The sequence below is a fragment of the Streptomyces sp. NPDC047453 genome (assembly GCF_040643155.1).
In the GTDB taxonomy this organism is placed as follows: Bacteria; Actinomycetota; Actinomycetes; order Streptomycetales; family Streptomycetaceae; genus Streptomyces.
This window is the reverse complement of the sequence record NZ_JBEYTS010000011.1, coordinates 1-15,144: the sequence shown is the minus strand read 5'-3', so window position 1 is coordinate 15,144 and position 15,144 is coordinate 1. Positions and strand designations below refer to the sequence as shown.

The following is a 15,144-nucleotide window of genomic DNA, read 5'->3' as shown; positions in this document are numbered from 1 at the left end:
AAACCGGGACTCCCGACGAAGACACCCGCACCGCTGCGACGAGAGTCTGGCGGTCCGCCCCACGGCAGCCGTGGGCGGTGAGACCTCGGCTCGGGGAAGGTGCACGATGAGTGGTTCTGACAAGGCCGACCGGCGTGAGCGGATTCTGCGGGCAGCCGTACAGCAGGGACTCTTGGAACCGGAGACGGCCGTACTGGCCGGGTTCGTCGACCTCGACGGCGTCAACGAAACCGTCACGTCCCTGCGGAGCGCGTTCCCCAACTCCCTCCGGGTCCTGCACGCGTTCGCGGCCAAGGCGAACTGCCTGGTTCCCGTACTCGAGGAACTGCGCCTGAGCGGCATGGGCTGCGAGGTCGCCAGTGCCGGCGAACTCGCCCAGGCGCTGGAGGCGGGCTTCGAACCCGCACACATCGTGTTCGACTCCCCCGCCAAGACACGGGCCGAACTGGTCCGGGCACTGAGCCTGGGGGTCGCGGTGAACGCGGACAACTTCCAGGAACTCTCGCGGCTGGACGAGATCCTGGCGACCCGCCGTTCCGACTCGCGCATGGGCGTGCGCATCAACCCCCAGGTCGGCGCCGGCTCGATCACCGCCATGAGCACGGCCACCGCGACCTCGAAGTTCGGTATTCCGCTGGAGGACGAGGACAACCGGCGACGACTGCTCCAGGCGTACCGGGACCGTCCCTGGCTCACCTGGGTGCACACGCACGTCGGCTCGCAGGGCTGTCCCCTGGACCTGATCGCCCGGGGCATCGCGAAGGCGGTGGAGTTCGCCGAGGAGATCAACGCCCACCTCGGCCGCCGGCAGGTCACCGGCATCGACATCGGGGGAGGGCTGCCGGTCAATTTCGACAGCGACGAGACGGCGCCCGGCTTCGACACCTACGTGGACCACCTGCGCGAGCACGCACCGGCCCTCTTCTCGGGCGAGTACGAGATCATCACCGAGTTCGGCCGTTCCGTGCTGGCCAAGAACGGGTTCATCGCCGCGTACGTCGAGTACACCAAGACCGTCGGCGGACGTCCCATCGCGATCACCCACGCCGGCGCACAGGTGGCCACACGGACAGTGTTCGCCCCCGACGCATGGCCCCTGCGGATCGAGGCCCACGACCCCCGCGGCCGGGCCAAGCACGGCCGACCGGTGCCACAGGACATCGCGGGCCCGTGCTGCTTCGCCGGCGACCTGCTGGCACGCAACCGTGCGCTGCCCCTCCTCGACGTCGGCGACCTCGTCGTCGTCCCGGACACCGGCGCCTACTACTTCTCCACGCCCTTCCACTACAACAGCCTGCCCGAACCCGCCGTGCACGGCGCCCGCGTCGACGCCGCCGGCCGGGTCACCTTGCGGCAGCTCCGCCCCGCACAGGCCGTCCACCCGGCCCCGGCCCTTGCCGGACGGTGAGACGCGCTCTCCCGCGTGCCCCCAACGGTGCGCCGATCGCAACCACTTGGGCCGGCGTGCCCCGAGCGAGCACGCCCGGCCGCACGGAGAAAAACCACAACGCCAGGAAAGGCAGGTGTAACCGCCATGAAAGTACGGTCCGCCCGGGCAGGGTGTTCCACGGAGAAAGCGACAGCCCCGGGCCGACGGGGGACCATCGCACGACGGCTGTCCGCCACAGGGGTGCGCTGCGGCCGAGTGACGTGTGATGTCGCGCGGTGGATCTCACGACGTCGGCGCATCGCGGCCGACCAGTTCCTCCGGGGCGCGTGCTACGGGACGGGCACGGCCGTAGTGGGTCTGCTGGTGGTGTGGGCGCAGACCCGCTGACGACACCCGCGGCAACCTGACCGTGGAGAACGCCAAGGCCAAGCTTCCGGCGGGTGCCGCCGAGAAGCAGGAGCCGACCCTGGCGGAGATGACCAAGAAGTCCATCTCCCTGCTGGACGGCGCCTCCAAGAAGGGCTGCCTGCTCCAGATCGAGGGCGCGCTGATCGACAAGCGCTCGCACGCCAACGACGCTGAGCAGACCCTTGACGAGGTCAAGGCGGTCGACGACGCCGTCAAGGCCGCGGTCGACTTCGACAAGAAGGACGGCCACACCCTGGTCGTCGTCACCGCCGACCACGAGTGCGCCGGCTTCGACATCATCGAGCGTGGCACCTTCACCAACGCCGAGGCGGCCGCGCCTCCGGTGAACGTCGACTCGGGCAACACGGCGAACAACTCAACGCCGTCGCGCGCGGTGGCAACGTGCTGGACCGGACCCGCTCCACCGGCATCGTCAACGGTGCCGGCGCGGGTGACGCGAAGAACCTCGCCCCGGCCACCTTCCGCACCGCCGACGACCCCGCGGGCGTCAAGGACGGCTCCCCGGAGGCCAGCCTCTGGCTGACCTACCTGTCGGGCAACCACACCGGTGCCGACGTGCCGATCTACGCCTTCGGCCCCGGCGCCGACGTCTTCGGCGCCAGCCAGGACAACACCGACCTGTACCGGAAGATGTACACGTCGCTGTTCCGCTCGCAGCCGGTCAAGCAGCAGCACTGATCACGTGAAGCGGGGCCGGGAGCGCATACCGCGTTCCCGGCCCCGTCCGGTTTCCGCACCCGCTCCCGACACAGACCGACCGGCCAATGTCGGCAGCCCAGGGTCGCGGAAGCCGTCGGCCCGGCGCCGACCGTCCCGAGTGCGTACCAGGAGTCCTACCCATGCCCCTTCCCGCCAGCCCCCGCAGTCGTACCCGTGTTCGCGTCGCCTCCGCCACGGCCGTGGGGGTCCTCGTGCTCGGCGCACTCACCGGCTGCTCCGACAACGGCCAGGACAGCCGGCCGCACAGCACGGCATCGTCGGCCACGCCCAGCGAACTCGCCCTGCCCACGCCCCGTTCCGCCCCCGCTCCGGCGGCCAGCCTCAGCCCCGCCGCCACTCCCGGTGAGGTCCGTATCTCCGATGGGCCCTTCACCGACCGGGTCCGGATCACCAAGCTCACCCTCGCCAAGGGACCGGCCGCCGTCACCGGACACCTGGTCGTCACCTCCGACGTCAGCGACCTCATCGCCCTCGAGTTGCGTGCCGCCTACTACGACGCCCAGGGCCGCCTGCTGGGCACCGGCACCTTCGAGCACACCGAGGAGGGCCACGGCCACGGGGAGCACTCCGGCCCGCAGGCCGAGAACGGGGGAATCGACTTCACCATCCCCGCCAAGGGCATCCAGGGCACCCCCGCCGCCGCCGTGCTCTCCATCCCGGTACTGGTGAACGAGTAGCGGCGGCTTCACGGCCGACGGGCCGCGAAGCTCCTTGCCCTGCGTTTCGTTCTGGGCGAAGGGCAAGGAGTGGCTTTGAGCAGGTCCTTTCTGGCCACCTACCCGGATCTTCCACTCCAGGAGTAGGGGTTCAGCTGATCACGCCGCGCTTTCCTGCCCACAGACGACGACCTGATCACCCGCAACCCGTGCCGGATCAAGGGAGCGAGCAAGGAACGCCGGTCTCCGTCGCCGTGACGTCGACCTCGACAACCTCGTGATCCGCGTGCGCGTCACCGAGCCGGAGCGGGCCAAAGGCAAGCGGGTCAGCACTCCGACGAGGACCGGCAACGCGAAGTCGCCGCCGGGCTTGACGACCTCGTACGCGCCGAACGTGTGCAGCACCACGGGGGTTGCCGAGTCCACGTACCGGTCTGTATCGTTTTTCGATAACATCGATAATCGATATGGGGGTCGTCATGTCGAAGGTCCGCAATCCTCTGGAGCCGATATCGACGGCGGTTGTGGCCGTCCTGACGGTGGTCGCGACACTGGTGGTCACAGGACTGGCCCTCGCGCTGTTCGCCGATGGCGGCTCTGTTCTCGGCATCGGCGAGAAGTCCATTTGTGTCACGGATGCCACCACGACGATCGGCGTCGATGAGCAGCCAATCCCGCCCTTCAGGCCCGCACCGGGGGCCAGGTTCACCATGGAAGCCCACCCGGCGTACTGCACTGAAGCCCCCACTGCGGTCCAGAGCCTGCTCAACACCGCAACCCAGCTGGCTCCCTTCACCTTCATCGTTGGGGCGCTCCTGCTCGCCCTCCGGCTGATCCGAGGTGCAGCCGGCGGCGGCCTCTACACCACGCAGACTGCGGAGCGGCTGCGTTGGCTGGGTTGGTGGCTGCTGGCAGGAAGTGTGCTCACCGGGATCGCTACGTCCATGGCCGAGAAGGCTCTCCTTGCCTCACTGACGTTCGATGGTGACTCCGGAGTGTTGTCGGGGGACGACGTTTCCTTCATGCCGATCTTCACCGGCCTCGGCGTCCTCTCCTTCGCCCGGATCATGCGCGTCGGCATCACCATGCGTGAGGACCTCGATGGGACAGTCTGATGTCTGAGGAGAAGCAGGAGCACGCGATCGAGGTGCATCTCGACCGGCTGCTCGAGGAGCGGGGGATGACCTTGACGGAACTTGCCAATCGGGTCGGGGTCACCCACGTGAATTTGTCGATCCTCAAGAACGGCAGGGCAAGGGCCGTGCGGTTCACGACCCTGAGCCGCATCTGCGAGGTACTGGAATGCCAGCCGGGCGAACTCCTCAGTTACCGTCCGCACTGAGCAGTCGGCGAGCAGCTACCGCGCTCGGGGCCCGCGCTCGTGGTGCGCACACCGCATACCGGTCCAGACAACCGGGCTACCCTCCACCTGCGGCACTCGGACTATCGGGGGCCAGTTGGCCGGGCTCATACCTTGGATCGCCTTTGCCCGGCACTACCCGCGGCACGTCGTGACCCTCGTATCTGACACGGCTGTGGCACGCGACCTCTTCGCCCCGAACTACGGGGCGTCGGGACGGCGGGCGGCACGGTCCGGTCCTCTCTCCTCCGGCCTCTGGGGCGCGCCCGTCACAGGCTTCATCACCGCTTCATGCGCCGTCCCTAGGGTGCTGCTCCATGAGCGAAGTGCTGGCGGTCAATGCCGCCAACCTCACTAAGACTTACGGCACGTTGACTGCGATTGACCGGATCTCCATCAAGGTCGCCCAAGGCGAGGTTTATGGCCTTCTCGGCCCCAACGGCGCCGGGAAGACCACGTTCTTGCGGATGCTGTTCGGACTCATCCGTCCCGACAGGGGCACTCTGGAAGTCTTCGGCCGTACATGGGACAAGCACGGTGTCGCAGTGTTGGAGGGTGTGGCCGGCTTCATCGAGAGCCCGAAGTTCTACCCCGGCCTCAGCGGCCGGAGAAACCTGCAACTCCTCGCCGGACTCGACGGCGGTGTCGCGCCCGAGCGTATTGACGAGGTCCTCGACATCGTCGACCTCACCGACCGGCAGCGCCACAAGGTGGGCGGCTACTCCTTCGGCATGCGCCAGCGCCTGGGCGTCGCCGCATCGCTGGTGCGTGACCCGAAACTCCTCGTCCTTGACGAACCTGCCAACGGGCTGGACCCCGCCGGCATCCGCGACATGCGTGCCCTGGTCAAACGCCTTGCCTCCAGCGGCCTGACCGTGCTGCTCAGCAGCCACGACATGGGTGAAGTCGAGCAGATCTGCGACGACGTCACCATCATGCGCACCGGAACGGTCGCCTACCACGGCTCGATCGCCGCCCTGCGCGAACAGGCTCCCGCACAGGCCCACCGCATCACCACCACGGACGACACCGCCGCCGAGGCACTCGCCCGCGCTCGCGGACTCGACGTCACCCCCATCGAAAACGGCCTCGCCGTACGGGGACCGCAGGGGGACATCGACGACCTGATCAACGACACTGTCGGGGCCGGCATCGCCCTGCGTGGACTGAGCCTCGACGAGACGCCGTTGGAAGCGCTGTTCTTCATGCTCACCGAGCCCCCACCGAACGCACCCACCCCCCAACTCGACGTCCCAGTCGGCAGCGGAGCGCAGCGATGACCACGACCACCACCAGCGCGCCCCTCACCTCCAGGCCGACCACGGCCGCAGTACCCGAGCGCACCACCCGGCGCCCCGGCACCGGGACCGTCCTGCGCTGGGAAATCGCCAAACTCGTCGCACAGGCCCGCAGCCGCTATGCACTTCTCGTCTGCCTCATCGCACCGATCGCCATCGTGCTTGTGTTCCACGGGCAGCAGCAGACACCCTCCGACACGATTTATGGCCGGCAGATTCACACCAGCGGATACGCAGGGCCGCTGTTCATCCTCGCCTTCGGCTCACAGTGGATCTTCCCGATACTGGCGGCCCTCGTCGCCGGCGACATCTTCGCCAATGAGGACCAGCACGGCACCTGGAAGACCATCCTGACCCGGTCGGTCACCCGCAGCCAGATCTTCTGGGCCAAAACCCTCGCCGCGACCATGTTCACCCTCGTCTCGATGGTCGTACTCGCAGCGAGCACCATCGTCTCCAGTCTGCTGATCATCGGCACGCAGCCCCTGACCGGCCTCAGCGGCCAGGTCATTCCCTCCGGCACGGCGTTCCCACTGATCCTCGCCAGCTGGGCAACCGCCCTGGCACCGCAAGTCGGGTTCACCGCGCTGAGCATCCTGTTGTCGGTCAAGACGCGCAACCCGGCCGCGGGGGTCGCCGCACCGGTCGCGCTCGCACTGATCATGCAGCTGATCGGCACCCTCGGCGGCATCGATCTGACCCGCCGGTTCCTGCTGACCACACCGCTGGATTCGTGGCACGGACTGCTCACCGAGCACCGCTTCTACGGCCCGCTCACGTTCGGCCTGGCGGTCAGCGCCGGCTGGACCGCCGTCTGCCTGGCATGCGCCTACGTCTCGCTGCGCCGCCGCGACATCACAGGAGGCTGACCCATGATCCGCACCCGACTCCTCGCTCGCGGCTTGGTCCTCGGTGCCGCGGCCGCCGCCGTGGCCGTGTCGACCGCCTTCAGCACACCCGACGTCACCAAGCACCGCGCGGAGCAGGCACTGGCCCCGACGTTCGCGAACCTGTACGTCCAGCAGGCCGTCATCCTCGGCATCCCCGACATCACTCTCGCCGGAATCGACGCTTCCGCGGACTGCGACCGCGGCGGCCCGAACGTCGCCGACGTAGGCTCCGGCACCGACTGGATCTGCATGGTCACCTTCCACGACCACACCCACCAGGTGCAGATCGGGAAGTTCGAAATGAAGATCAACGCCGACTCCAGCTACGTCGCCAGCGGCCCCTCCAAGATCATCGGCATGGCGACCATCACCGGCAAGGCTGGAAAGGACGTCCCCAACCCCGTGTTCGAGTTCGACGGCACCCTCGACCCGGACCACCCGTAGCGGCAGGCCAAAGCCCTGGCACGCGCCTCGCAGAGAGCCGGCAGTGCGTGATAGGCCGGTCCAGCCGCAGCGGGATTCCGCGGTCAAACTCCTGTACGTCCGGATGGCTCTGCTCGAGCCCGCTACGTGATGTGACAGGCGTGCACCGGCAGGCTCCCGGCCGGGGCGTCACCGCCCCGGCCGGGTTCTGTTGCGGCAGGTTTCCATGAGCCGGCCCGTCGTACCCGTGCCGCCTGGTCCGCGGGCCTGTCCGGCTACGCTGACCGGCGTGCACTTCCTGGTTGTCGACGACGAGACGCGCCTGGTCGAACTGGTCGTCCGCTATCTGCAGGAGTCCGGCCACAGCGCGGAGGGCTGCCATGACGGTCCCTCAGGGCTGGAGGCCGCCCGTGATCCGCGCGTGGACGCGGTCGTCCTGGACGTGATGCTGCCTGGCATGGACGGTGTCGAGGTGTGCCGGACCCTGCGCAGCGAGGGCATCGATGTGCCGGTGATCCTGCTCACCGCGCGTGGCGCCGTCAGCGAGCGGGTCGCCGGTCTGGACGCGGGCGCCGACGACTACGTGGTCAAGCCGTTCGCCTTGGAGGAGCTGCACGCCCGGCTGCGGGCGATCTCGCGCCGCCGTACCGACAGCGAGGGCCGCCTCGAGGTCGGCGACCTGGTCCTGGACCCCGAGCGCCGCCGCGCCTGGCGCGCAAGCACCGAACTGGAGCTCTCCCAACGCGAGTTCGCGATCCTGCACGTGCTGATGCGCAACGCCGGGAAAGTGGTCAGCCGACTGCGGCTGCTGGACGAAGTCTGGGATGGCGAGACCGACCTGCGCAGCAACGCGATAGACGTCCATGTCTCCAAGGTCCGCGCCAAGATCGATCGGGCCTTCGGCCGCGCCAGCATCACCACTCTCCGCGGTGAGGGCTACCGCCTGGAGCGCTGCACATGACCCTGCCGGGCAGCGCGCCCCTGGCTCCGGTCGGCGGCCTGCGCGCCCGAATACGGCGGATGCCGATTGTGCTGCGGCTGGTTCTGGCCGTCGCGCTGGCCATGACGGTCGTCCTCAGCGGTGCCGCCGCGCTCGTGTACTGGCGCGTCCAGTACGCCCTCGACCGGCAACTGGACGAAAACCTCACCGCCTATCAGCACAGCCTGGCCAAAGCCGTACGCACCGGCGGACAGCTCCCGGCCGGTCCCACGGGCAGCACCTACCAGGTACTGGATACTCATGGGCGGGTGTTGCAGGCCGGGGACGCCACACGCGGTCGGCCCCTGCTCACCCCCGCCGAGCTCAAGACGGTCGCCCAGGGCCGCACCCTACGGCGCGACCAGGGCGCGCTCCTGCCGATCAGCCGGGACCCCCTGCGCTTGAACGCCATAGGCGTGAAGCTGTCGGGCCGCACCGTGGTCGCCGTGGCCGCGGTCGCACGCGACGATCGCGACGAGGCCCTGCGCGAACTGCTCGGACAACTGGGTCTCGCCTCCGCGCTGACCCTGCTCGCCGCCTCCTACGTCGGCTACCGCACCGCCCGCGCCGCCCTCGGCCCCGTCGAGCGCTACCGCCGCGGCGCAGCCACCCTCGCCGACGGCGCCCACGGACTCCGCCTACCAGTGGCCGCCGACCGCGACGACGAGCTCACCCGTCTCGGCCACACTCTCAACCGGATGCTGGACCGGCTGGAGGCATCCGCCGAACGCGAGCACCGGTTCATCGCCGACGCCAGCCACGAATTGCGCACTCCGCTCACCCTGCTGCGCGCCGAACTCGACCTCGCCCTGCACCGCCCGCGCACCGCCGAGGAGCTCACCGAAACCCTCCGCGCGGTCGACACCGAGGTGCGCCGCCTGATCGAGCTGTCCAACGCCCTGCTCGACCTGGAGCAGCTGGGCAGCGGCGAGCAGATCCGCCGCACCCCCGTCGACCTGGTCGACCTGGTGCACGCTGCGGCCGACCGCCACCACAAGGCCGCCACCCGCGACGGCCGCGCCCTCATCGTCGCCGCAGCCCCGGCGGTGGTCCAGGTGGACCCTCGCTGGGTGGAGCCCGCCATCGCCAACCTCATCGACAACGCCCTGCGCCACGGCAACGGCGACGTGCGGATCCAGGCCAAGGCGACCGCGAGCCGGCTGCAGCTGTCCGTGACAGACCAGGGCCCGGGCTTCCCAACGGAGTTCCTTCCCACGGCATTCGACCGATTCGCCCGCGCCGAGACCAGCCGCACCAGCCCCGGCTCCGGCCTGGGCCTGGCCCTGGTGGCCGCCGTCGCCGCATCCCACAGCGGCACTGTCCGCGCAGCCAACACCCCCCATGGTGCGAAGGTCATCCTCGACATCCCCTGCTGACCCCGCGGTCCCACGGGCGCCGTAAGACACCGACGCACCGGCCCGCTCTCGCTCAGCGCGCCAGTCACTAAGTCGCCGCAGTCCAGGAAAGAAACACCCCATCTTGCCGTACCGCCACCCCTGGGAGGAAACGCGTACGGCCGGGGGGCTGTGACCTGGGGTTTCCCTCGCGGCGGCGGTGGCTCGCCTGTCACTGTCGGTCGCCGTTGGTCGGCCTCGGGGGCCCTCGGACGGCCCAGAGACGGCCCAGGCAGACAGCGTCACTCCGCCGTCACGTCGGGCTATGGTGCTGCCGTGACAAGCGCAGCGGAGCGCCCGATCCTCTTCCTCGACGTTGATGGTCCACTGATCCCTTTCGGGTCGTCGTCCGGTCAGCTGCAAGCCGTGACCTCCGGCTCCCCGACATCCCGCGCTCAAGGGAATCCACTGCTTGAGCGGCTTGACCCCGGGATTGGTCCCCGTCTCATGGCCCTGGGCTGCCAGCTCGTGTGGGCCTCGACATGGATGGAGGATGCGAACGAGGCTGTCGCCCCACGCCTTGGACTGCCAAGTCTGCCCATCGTGGATTGGCCGGACGCGTGCGCCCACGACAGCCCGCGCGGCCTGCACTGGAAGACCCGCCACCTCGTCGAGTGGGCCAACCGCCGGCCGTTCATCTGGGTCGACGACGAGATCAGCGCTATGGACCGCCTCTGGGTCGATGCCCAACATCTCGGGCCGTCGCTTCTCCACCGCGTCGACCCGACCAAAGGGCTCTCGGACCCGGACTTCGCCCCGCTCGCCGACTGGCTCCGCGCCGTGACGCCTGGGCGAGTCATGCGCCCCGGCGCTTAGAAGGCGCTTTGCGTGTGTGCCCGTAATCGGTCTCTGACCTGGGCAGTCACCCGCCGCGTTGACGGCCTGTCATCCGACTTCGACACGCACTCGACACGGCCCGTACTACTCGTAGATGGTTGCCGCTCCCAGAGCTCGCGCGAAGAACCTCCAGTCACCGCGGGGCGGCAACTCGCGGCCGGTGTTGCTGTACAAGCCGTGCGCGGCGTCGATCCATGCCGCCAAGGCCTCCAGGAAGCTGTCGAGGTCCGCGTTCTCCCATGAGCTTCCGTCCTCGGCGTAGCTGCGACGCAGGGAGCGAACGAAGGCTGCCAGGTCTTCTCTGCTGTCGACGTGCTCAGAAGAAGTAGTCACGCCCGGGACCCTACTTGGCAAGCCAGCTATGAGCCGGGTGAGTACCGCCTCGGGACATTAACGCGGAGCGGTCCCGCTAACGGTTGATCGGGATCTCGTAGACGATCTCGCAGTGAGCCGCGGGCACCACGATGTCCGCCGTCTCCACAGGCTGTCCCTGGTCGCTGTAGTACGTCCGCCGGATGTGCGTGACGAGCGCGGCCTTCTGGATGCCGAGTAGCGACGCCTCCTCGGCGGTCGCCTGCCTGGGCTCCGGCTGCTCCACGGCATGGCTGACGGTGACCCCAATCGCGGCCATCCGGTTCACGACACCCGACCCGGCGTGCGGCCCTCCCTCGGGGAGGACGACGAGACTGCCGGCGGTGAGGTCGTACGGCTCCCAGCTCGTCGACAACTGCACCGGCCTGCCGTCAGCCAGGAACTCGTACGTCGTCCGGACGCACATCTCACCCTCGGCGATGCCCAGTCGCGCCGCGATCTCTGCCGGTGCCGGCACCTTGGCGTCGGTCCGGCTCTCCCAATCCCCTTGCCTACCCAAGGCCTTCATGTCCGCCCGGAACGGCGACCCGTCCGGCCGCTCCCGCGCCGACGAACGAACCACCCGCACCCGCTGCCGAGGCTCGGCGACATACGTGCCCGAACCGGCGCGGCCCTCCAGTACGCCCTGGGAGATCAGCAACTCCTGTGCCCGGCGGACCACGTTCTCGCCCACGCCGCACTCCTGGCCGATCTGGGCGCGGGAGGGCAGGCGGTCTCCCGGTTCCCACTCGTGCTCCGCGACCCGCCGCCGGAGTTCGTCGGCGATGCGGAGATAGGGCGGCTGCTCAGGCATATGGAAAATCTAGTCCACTAGCCCTAATCTAGTTAACTAGCTTCACTCAAAGTGATCGCCGGTGACGGAGGCTGCCCTGTGCCCGCTTCGGGATTGAGCGCGGCGGCCCTTGCCGCCCGGCTGTACGCCCTCGGGCTTCTCACGCGAGTGGAGGAACACCCCCGATACACGTCGGTCGAAGCGGAGGTGCCGGAATCGCTCTCCGCAGAGTCATGGCGGGAGGTCCTGGAAGTGGTGGCCGAGGCCGATCGGTTCGGGCTCCACGCCACCAGCTTGAACGGCCGCACCCTCTGGGCGGTCGTACGCAAAGCGGTCCCCACGACGGGCGATGTCGGGGGACCGAGCCATCAGCGATAGGAGCTGAGCAGCATGCTCAACCGTATCCGCCGTGCCGTCTGGCTCACCAGAGCGCGGTACATCCCCAAGGGCAAGCACCGCCGCCCCTTAACGCCCGCCCGGCCACCGGCCGCTCCTGCCTCCGCTGACGGGACGACCGTCGCCCTGGGGCGATCCTCCGACAGCGCGATCCACCAGCACTCGCTCAGGGGCGAGGACATCGCACTCGTCCGCCCGTACGTGCTCGCCTGGGAGAAGCGCGTGCGGACGCGCTCAGTGGTCGTCGCTCCCCATCTGCCGGCCGAAGCATGGTCGGCCCTCGCGGGGGCTCGCTGATGCCTTCTCGCCAACGGCCTTACATCACGGACGCCTCGGCCGTCCCCTACCGATCGACCGCATGCCGGATCGGCACTCACCTCGCGTGCGCCGAGTCCTCTCCGGCCTCGGCGCCGGTCAACCTCCCGGTGATCTATGAGGCGTGCGACTGCCCGTGCCACTCGACGTCCGACCGGTCTACGCCTGCGGAGGTGAAGCGGTGAGCGAACGGGCGCTCGGCGGCGTGCTGGTTTCCAACATTGAGATCACCGCGACCACGGTGCAGCGCGGCGACATCCATCAACTCGGCGGCCAGGCCTGCCGGGTGAGGGACCTCTTCCAACTCCCTCAAGGCGCCAAGCAAATTCTTTTCGAGTCGGGCGAGCTGCTGACCATACACACGCGAACGCGGCTCGTCGCAGCGCGGCCGCTGAGAAGGCGGTGATCGGTCCGTGTCTTCTCGCCATCATGACATCGCCGACGATCTCCGCCATCAGATCACGACCGGCCGCATCAAGCCCGGCGAACGCCTGCCGTCCGAGGCCGGTCTGGCCGACCGGTACAAGGTCAGCACGGTGACACTGCGGAGTGCCCTCGCGGTCCTCCAGGGGGAAGGCCTCGTCGAGAAGATCCACGGCAAGGGGAACTTCGCCCGTCGCCCACTCCGCAAGATCATGTACGTCGGCGGATGGGGGACGTTGGACCCGTGGACCGCCGCTGATGCGGCTCTGCGCGTCACCGTTCGCAGCACCACGGTTCAGGCAGACGGGCATCTGACGACCTTGCTGAAGGTGCCCACGGGCAGCCTTCTCGCCGAGTTCTTCTGCGTCAGCCACGAGGGAGAGTCACCGCACGGCCTGGCCCGCATCTACATCCCACGCGACCTGGCACCGGCCGGAGTGCTCGACGACGAACCGTCGTACCGGGAGGCGGCAACGAGATTCGCCGTCCTCGGCCCGCCGCCGGCCACTGTCCGGGAGACGGTCTGCGCTCGCCCACCGACACCGGACGAAGCTACAACCCTCCGGACCAGCACCGCAGCGGCAGTCCTCGCGATCACACGCATTGCGACCGACTCCACCGGGCGAGTCGTCGAGGCCGCGCTCTTGGTGTTCCCCGGGGATCACGTCGACGCGAACTTCACCACCCACCACGTGACCGATGAGAGGCAGACGCAAGGATGACGGCACCGAACGAACTGCGCCTCCTCCCGTGGGCGGGACCGGAGGGCCAACCCTGCTACCTGAGCACCGACAACAGGGACGGCTACATGTCCCGCCTGGCAGACAACATCGAAGCGGTCCAACTCGGCACGGCGGCCGAACTGCTGGAACAGGCCTCGGAAACCCTCGACCACCAGGACGCGGGCCCGGAGGACCTGCGACGGCTGACCGAGGAACTGACCAGGGCTTTGCGGGACGTGCTCCGCGTCGCGACCAGTCGCGGCCACCTACTGGCCGTAAGCGAACCTCACAGTTTCTGAAGCAGCGGCCACAAGCAACGCCTGCCGACGACGACCTTCCGTTCCACCTCCACGGGGAGAGAAGCCCGGTCACCCACCCGGGCTCCTCTCCCCGTCGCGTCTCGTCGGCCCCGATCGATACGCCACGCGCTCACCAACACAGAGAGGCGCCCTTGCCCCACCGTCAGCGCAGCGCAGCGGCGGGCTTCGTGAGGACAGAGTGGATCGGACTGTCGGGCGGGTATCTCCGTCACATGGACTCAGGGACAGCGGCAGTGGTTGGTGCGGCCATCGGCATGCTGGGTGGTGCCGGGGGCGGTTGGCTCACACTCGTTGGTCAAGCTCGACAGCAGGAACGCCAGCAGCGAATAGACCAGCAGCACCGGTTGGAGGAGGTGCGTCGTGAGGCATACAGCGCATGCCTCAGTGCGTCGAAGCAGGTATCGGCCCGCTGGTGGAGGGTTGCGGTTCGGCTCCGCACAAATGGCACCACGATGGAGCAGTGGGAGGCGGAAGCCGCGGAGGCGCATGCGGCATGGGCGCCGTTCAGCGCGGCGGTAGCCGCCGTTGCAGTCGCGGGTCCTGGCCCTGTGGCAGGGGCAGCTGAAGACCTGCGGCGCGCCATGTACGCGCTGGACCAGGCGGCAGTCGCCTGGCACGAAGCGGCTCGCGTAGCAGGTCGCGGCAACCTCGCCGAGTTTGACGAGAAATACATGGAAGCGGTGGCAGCCAAACGAGAACCCGGAAAGGTCTTCTAGCAGGCAGCCCGAAAGGCGCTCAACGCCGAAGCGTGAGTCGGATGGCGGCCCCACCTCAACGATCAGCGCCCCGGGTCGGCGCTCTCAGCTTGGGAAGCTCGGGCTCTACGGGGTCGACAGGCTTGCTGACCCGCTGCGGAGCGGCATCATGACCTGAGGGTGTGCAGGGTGGGTGACCGCTGTTCCCCGTGGTTCCCCGCACTATCTGGCACGGGTTTGGCACGGGAGCACGTTCAGGCGGGTGTCAGTCGCGCCGCGGACCCGGCACGCCGATGCTGGGGCCGAGGTCGGTGGAGGTAGTCAACGAGTGGGCCGCGGTTCTCAGATCGTTCTCCCATCCCAGGAGCTCGTCGGGGCCTATCCATTCGCTGTAGTCCGCTGCGATGGAGAGGAACCGTGTCTCCTCCTGGTTGTGGGCTGCGGCCGTCATTGACAACCGGTCGGCCACGTCCTTGGGGCTCAACTCGCCTTTTGTGAGACCGAACGCGAGGCTCACGAGGAGGTATCGGCCGGCTGCCTCTTCGTCGGGAATGGGTATCCCGAGTTCGTGTAGGGCTTGGACGTACAGTTCACGGATCTCGGTCTCGTCGCTCCTGCGCGGCAGGCCAGCCAGTTCGCGCAGGGCAGGGGAATCGCACCCGTCGACGAGCGCATGAGCAGCCAGCATCGGGAGCTCCTCGGTTGGGAGTACCTCCGCCACGTACTGCCAAGCGCTGTGTTGCAACCGGTCCA

Annotated in this window: 22 protein-coding genes; 18 read left to right on the top strand and 4 right to left on the bottom strand. The window is 68.6% G+C overall.

What is annotated here, in order from left to right; translation table 11 throughout:
• Positions 1-106: 106 nt before the first annotated feature.
• The 12 genes from ABZ818_RS12880 (at position 107) to ABZ818_RS12825 (ending at position 10,355) form a co-directional block, all read left to right on the top strand.
• Entirely contained in the window at positions 107-1,408 is a 1,302-nt protein-coding gene (locus ABZ818_RS12880; RefSeq protein ID WP_361413280.1) for a diaminopimelate decarboxylase, read from the top strand.
• Positions 1,409-1,799: 391 nt separating this feature from the next.
• Complete coding sequence (locus ABZ818_RS12875; protein ID WP_361413278.1) at positions 1,800-2,342, top strand: alkaline phosphatase; 543 nt, start codon at positions 1,800-1,802, stop codon at positions 2,340-2,342.
• Positions 2,343-2,374: 32 nt separating this feature from the next.
• On the top strand, positions 2,375-2,497 hold the full coding sequence (locus ABZ818_RS12870; RefSeq protein WP_361413276.1) for a hypothetical protein: 123 nt from the start codon (positions 2,375-2,377) through the stop codon (positions 2,495-2,497).
• Between the two features lie 161 nt (positions 2,498-2,658).
• Positions 2,659-3,216 carry a hypothetical protein gene (locus tag ABZ818_RS12865; protein WP_361413274.1) on the top strand — a complete coding sequence of 186 codons (558 nt, stop codon included), beginning with the start codon at positions 2,659-2,661 and terminating at the stop codon, positions 3,214-3,216.
• 458 nt (positions 3,217-3,674) lie between these two features.
• Complete coding sequence (locus ABZ818_RS12860; protein ID WP_361413272.1) at positions 3,675-4,310, top strand: DUF2975 domain-containing protein; 636 nt, start codon at positions 3,675-3,677, stop codon at positions 4,308-4,310.
• The gene (locus ABZ818_RS12855; protein WP_361413270.1) at positions 4,310-4,537 is read left to right on the top strand and encodes a helix-turn-helix transcriptional regulator; all 228 of its coding nucleotides are present in this window, start codon (positions 4,310-4,312) and stop codon (positions 4,535-4,537) included. The genes ABZ818_RS12860 and ABZ818_RS12855 overlap by 1 nt, the downstream gene beginning before the upstream one ends.
• Positions 4,538-4,872: 335 nt before the next feature.
• On the top strand, positions 4,873-5,835 hold the full coding sequence (locus tag ABZ818_RS12850) for an ABC transporter ATP-binding protein (RefSeq protein ID WP_361413268.1): 963 nt from the start codon (positions 4,873-4,875) through the stop codon (positions 5,833-5,835).
• Positions 5,832-6,722 (top strand): ABC transporter permease, encoded by an 891-nt coding sequence (locus tag ABZ818_RS12845; protein WP_361413267.1) that lies wholly within the window; start codon positions 5,832-5,834, stop codon positions 6,720-6,722. The genes ABZ818_RS12850 and ABZ818_RS12845 overlap by 4 nt, the downstream gene beginning before the upstream one ends.
• A 3-nt stretch (positions 6,723-6,725) precedes the next feature.
• Complete coding sequence (locus ABZ818_RS12840; protein WP_361413265.1) at positions 6,726-7,187, top strand: hypothetical protein; 462 nt, start codon at positions 6,726-6,728, stop codon at positions 7,185-7,187.
• A gap of 268 nt (positions 7,188-7,455) precedes the next feature.
• Complete coding sequence (locus ABZ818_RS12835; RefSeq protein ID WP_361413263.1) at positions 7,456-8,127, top strand: response regulator transcription factor; 672 nt, start codon at positions 7,456-7,458, stop codon at positions 8,125-8,127.
• Complete coding sequence (locus tag ABZ818_RS12830; protein ID WP_361413261.1) at positions 8,124-9,521, top strand: HAMP domain-containing sensor histidine kinase; 1,398 nt, start codon at positions 8,124-8,126, stop codon at positions 9,519-9,521. Before ABZ818_RS12835 ends, ABZ818_RS12830 begins: the two co-directional genes overlap by 4 nt.
• Positions 9,522-9,815: 294 nt before the next feature.
• Positions 9,816-10,355, top strand: a complete 540-nt coding sequence (locus ABZ818_RS12825) for an HAD domain-containing protein (protein WP_361413259.1) — start codon at positions 9,816-9,818, stop codon at positions 10,353-10,355.
• Between the two features lie 105 nt (positions 10,356-10,460).
• Here the strand turns inward: ABZ818_RS12825 and ABZ818_RS12820 are convergent, their stop codons facing one another.
• Both ABZ818_RS12820 and ABZ818_RS12815 read right to left on the bottom strand, forming a co-directional pair.
• Entirely contained in the window at positions 10,461-10,709 is a 249-nt protein-coding gene (locus ABZ818_RS12820; RefSeq protein ID WP_361413257.1) for a hypothetical protein, read from the bottom strand.
• Between the two features lie 76 nt (positions 10,710-10,785).
• On the bottom strand, positions 10,786-11,541 hold the full coding sequence (locus ABZ818_RS12815; protein ID WP_361413255.1) for a GntR family transcriptional regulator: 756 nt from the start codon (positions 11,539-11,541) through the stop codon (positions 10,786-10,788).
• Positions 11,542-11,619: 78 nt separating this feature from the next.
• Here ABZ818_RS12815 and ABZ818_RS12810 point away from each other — a divergent pair, with 78 nt between their 5' ends.
• The 5 genes from ABZ818_RS12810 (at position 11,620) to ABZ818_RS12790 (ending at position 13,675) form a co-directional block, all read left to right on the top strand.
• Positions 11,620-11,898 carry a hypothetical protein gene (locus ABZ818_RS12810; protein ID WP_361413253.1) on the top strand — a complete coding sequence of 93 codons (279 nt, stop codon included), beginning with the start codon at positions 11,620-11,622 and terminating at the stop codon, positions 11,896-11,898.
• Positions 11,899-11,910: 12 nt separating this feature from the next.
• Positions 11,911-12,213 (top strand): hypothetical protein, encoded by a 303-nt coding sequence (locus ABZ818_RS12805; RefSeq protein ID WP_361413252.1) that lies wholly within the window; start codon positions 11,911-11,913, stop codon positions 12,211-12,213.
• 199 nt (positions 12,214-12,412) lie between these two features.
• Positions 12,413-12,637, top strand: a complete 225-nt coding sequence (locus ABZ818_RS12800) for a hypothetical protein (RefSeq protein ID WP_361413250.1) — start codon at positions 12,413-12,415, stop codon at positions 12,635-12,637.
• 7 nt (positions 12,638-12,644) lie between these two features.
• The gene (locus ABZ818_RS12795) at positions 12,645-13,376 is read left to right on the top strand and encodes a GntR family transcriptional regulator (RefSeq protein ID WP_361413249.1); all 732 of its coding nucleotides are present in this window, start codon (positions 12,645-12,647) and stop codon (positions 13,374-13,376) included.
• Positions 13,373-13,675 carry a hypothetical protein gene (locus ABZ818_RS12790; RefSeq protein WP_361413248.1) on the top strand — a complete coding sequence of 101 codons (303 nt, stop codon included), beginning with the start codon at positions 13,373-13,375 and terminating at the stop codon, positions 13,673-13,675. Before ABZ818_RS12795 ends, ABZ818_RS12790 begins: the two co-directional genes overlap by 4 nt.
• A 239-nt stretch (positions 13,676-13,914) precedes the next feature.
• Here ABZ818_RS12790 and ABZ818_RS12785 read toward each other — a convergent pair whose 3' ends face one another.
• Positions 13,915-14,037 (bottom strand): hypothetical protein, encoded by a 123-nt coding sequence (locus tag ABZ818_RS12785; RefSeq protein WP_361413246.1) that lies wholly within the window; start codon positions 14,035-14,037, stop codon positions 13,915-13,917.
• A 111-nt stretch (positions 14,038-14,148) separates the two neighbouring features.
• Here ABZ818_RS12785 and ABZ818_RS12780 point away from each other — a divergent pair, with 111 nt between their 5' ends.
• Positions 14,149-14,412 carry a hypothetical protein gene (locus ABZ818_RS12780; RefSeq protein ID WP_361413245.1) on the top strand — a complete coding sequence of 88 codons (264 nt, stop codon included), beginning with the start codon at positions 14,149-14,151 and terminating at the stop codon, positions 14,410-14,412.
• Positions 14,413-14,656: 244 nt separating this feature from the next.
• Here ABZ818_RS12780 and ABZ818_RS12775 read toward each other — a convergent pair.
• The coding region (locus ABZ818_RS12775) for a hypothetical protein (RefSeq protein WP_361413243.1) at positions 14,657-15,144 on the bottom strand (488 nt) is incomplete at its 5' end.

Excerpts from the sequence above, each read along its gene's own strand:
- ABZ818_RS12880 (WP_361413280.1), top strand. The coding sequence starts at position 107 with ATGAGTGGTTCTGACAAGGCCGACCGGCGTGAGCGGATTCTGCGGGCA.
- ABZ818_RS12865 (WP_361413274.1), top strand. The coding sequence starts at position 2,659 with ATGCCCCTTCCCGCCAGCCCCCGCAGTCGTACCCGTGTTCGCGTCGCC.
- ABZ818_RS12860 (WP_361413272.1), top strand. The coding sequence starts at position 3,675 with ATGTCGAAGGTCCGCAATCCTCTGGAGCCGATATCGACGGCGGTTGTG.
- ABZ818_RS12855 (WP_361413270.1), top strand. The coding sequence starts at position 4,310 with ATGTCTGAGGAGAAGCAGGAGCACGCGATCGAGGTGCATCTCGACCGG.
- ABZ818_RS12850 (WP_361413268.1), top strand. The coding sequence starts at position 4,873 with ATGAGCGAAGTGCTGGCGGTCAATGCCGCCAACCTCACTAAGACTTAC.
- ABZ818_RS12845 (WP_361413267.1), top strand. The coding sequence starts at position 5,832 with ATGACCACGACCACCACCAGCGCGCCCCTCACCTCCAGGCCGACCACG.
- ABZ818_RS12840 (WP_361413265.1), top strand. The coding sequence starts at position 6,726 with ATGATCCGCACCCGACTCCTCGCTCGCGGCTTGGTCCTCGGTGCCGCG.
- ABZ818_RS12830 (WP_361413261.1), top strand. The coding sequence starts at position 8,124 with ATGACCCTGCCGGGCAGCGCGCCCCTGGCTCCGGTCGGCGGCCTGCGC.
- ABZ818_RS12815 (WP_361413255.1), bottom strand. The coding sequence starts at position 11,541 with ATGCCTGAGCAGCCGCCCTATCTCCGCATCGCCGACGAACTCCGGCGG.
- ABZ818_RS12805 (WP_361413252.1), top strand. The coding sequence starts at position 11,911 with ATGCTCAACCGTATCCGCCGTGCCGTCTGGCTCACCAGAGCGCGGTAC.
- ABZ818_RS12790 (WP_361413248.1), top strand. The coding sequence starts at position 13,373 with ATGACGGCACCGAACGAACTGCGCCTCCTCCCGTGGGCGGGACCGGAG.
- ABZ818_RS12780 (WP_361413245.1), top strand. The coding sequence starts at position 14,149 with ATGGAGCAGTGGGAGGCGGAAGCCGCGGAGGCGCATGCGGCATGGGCG.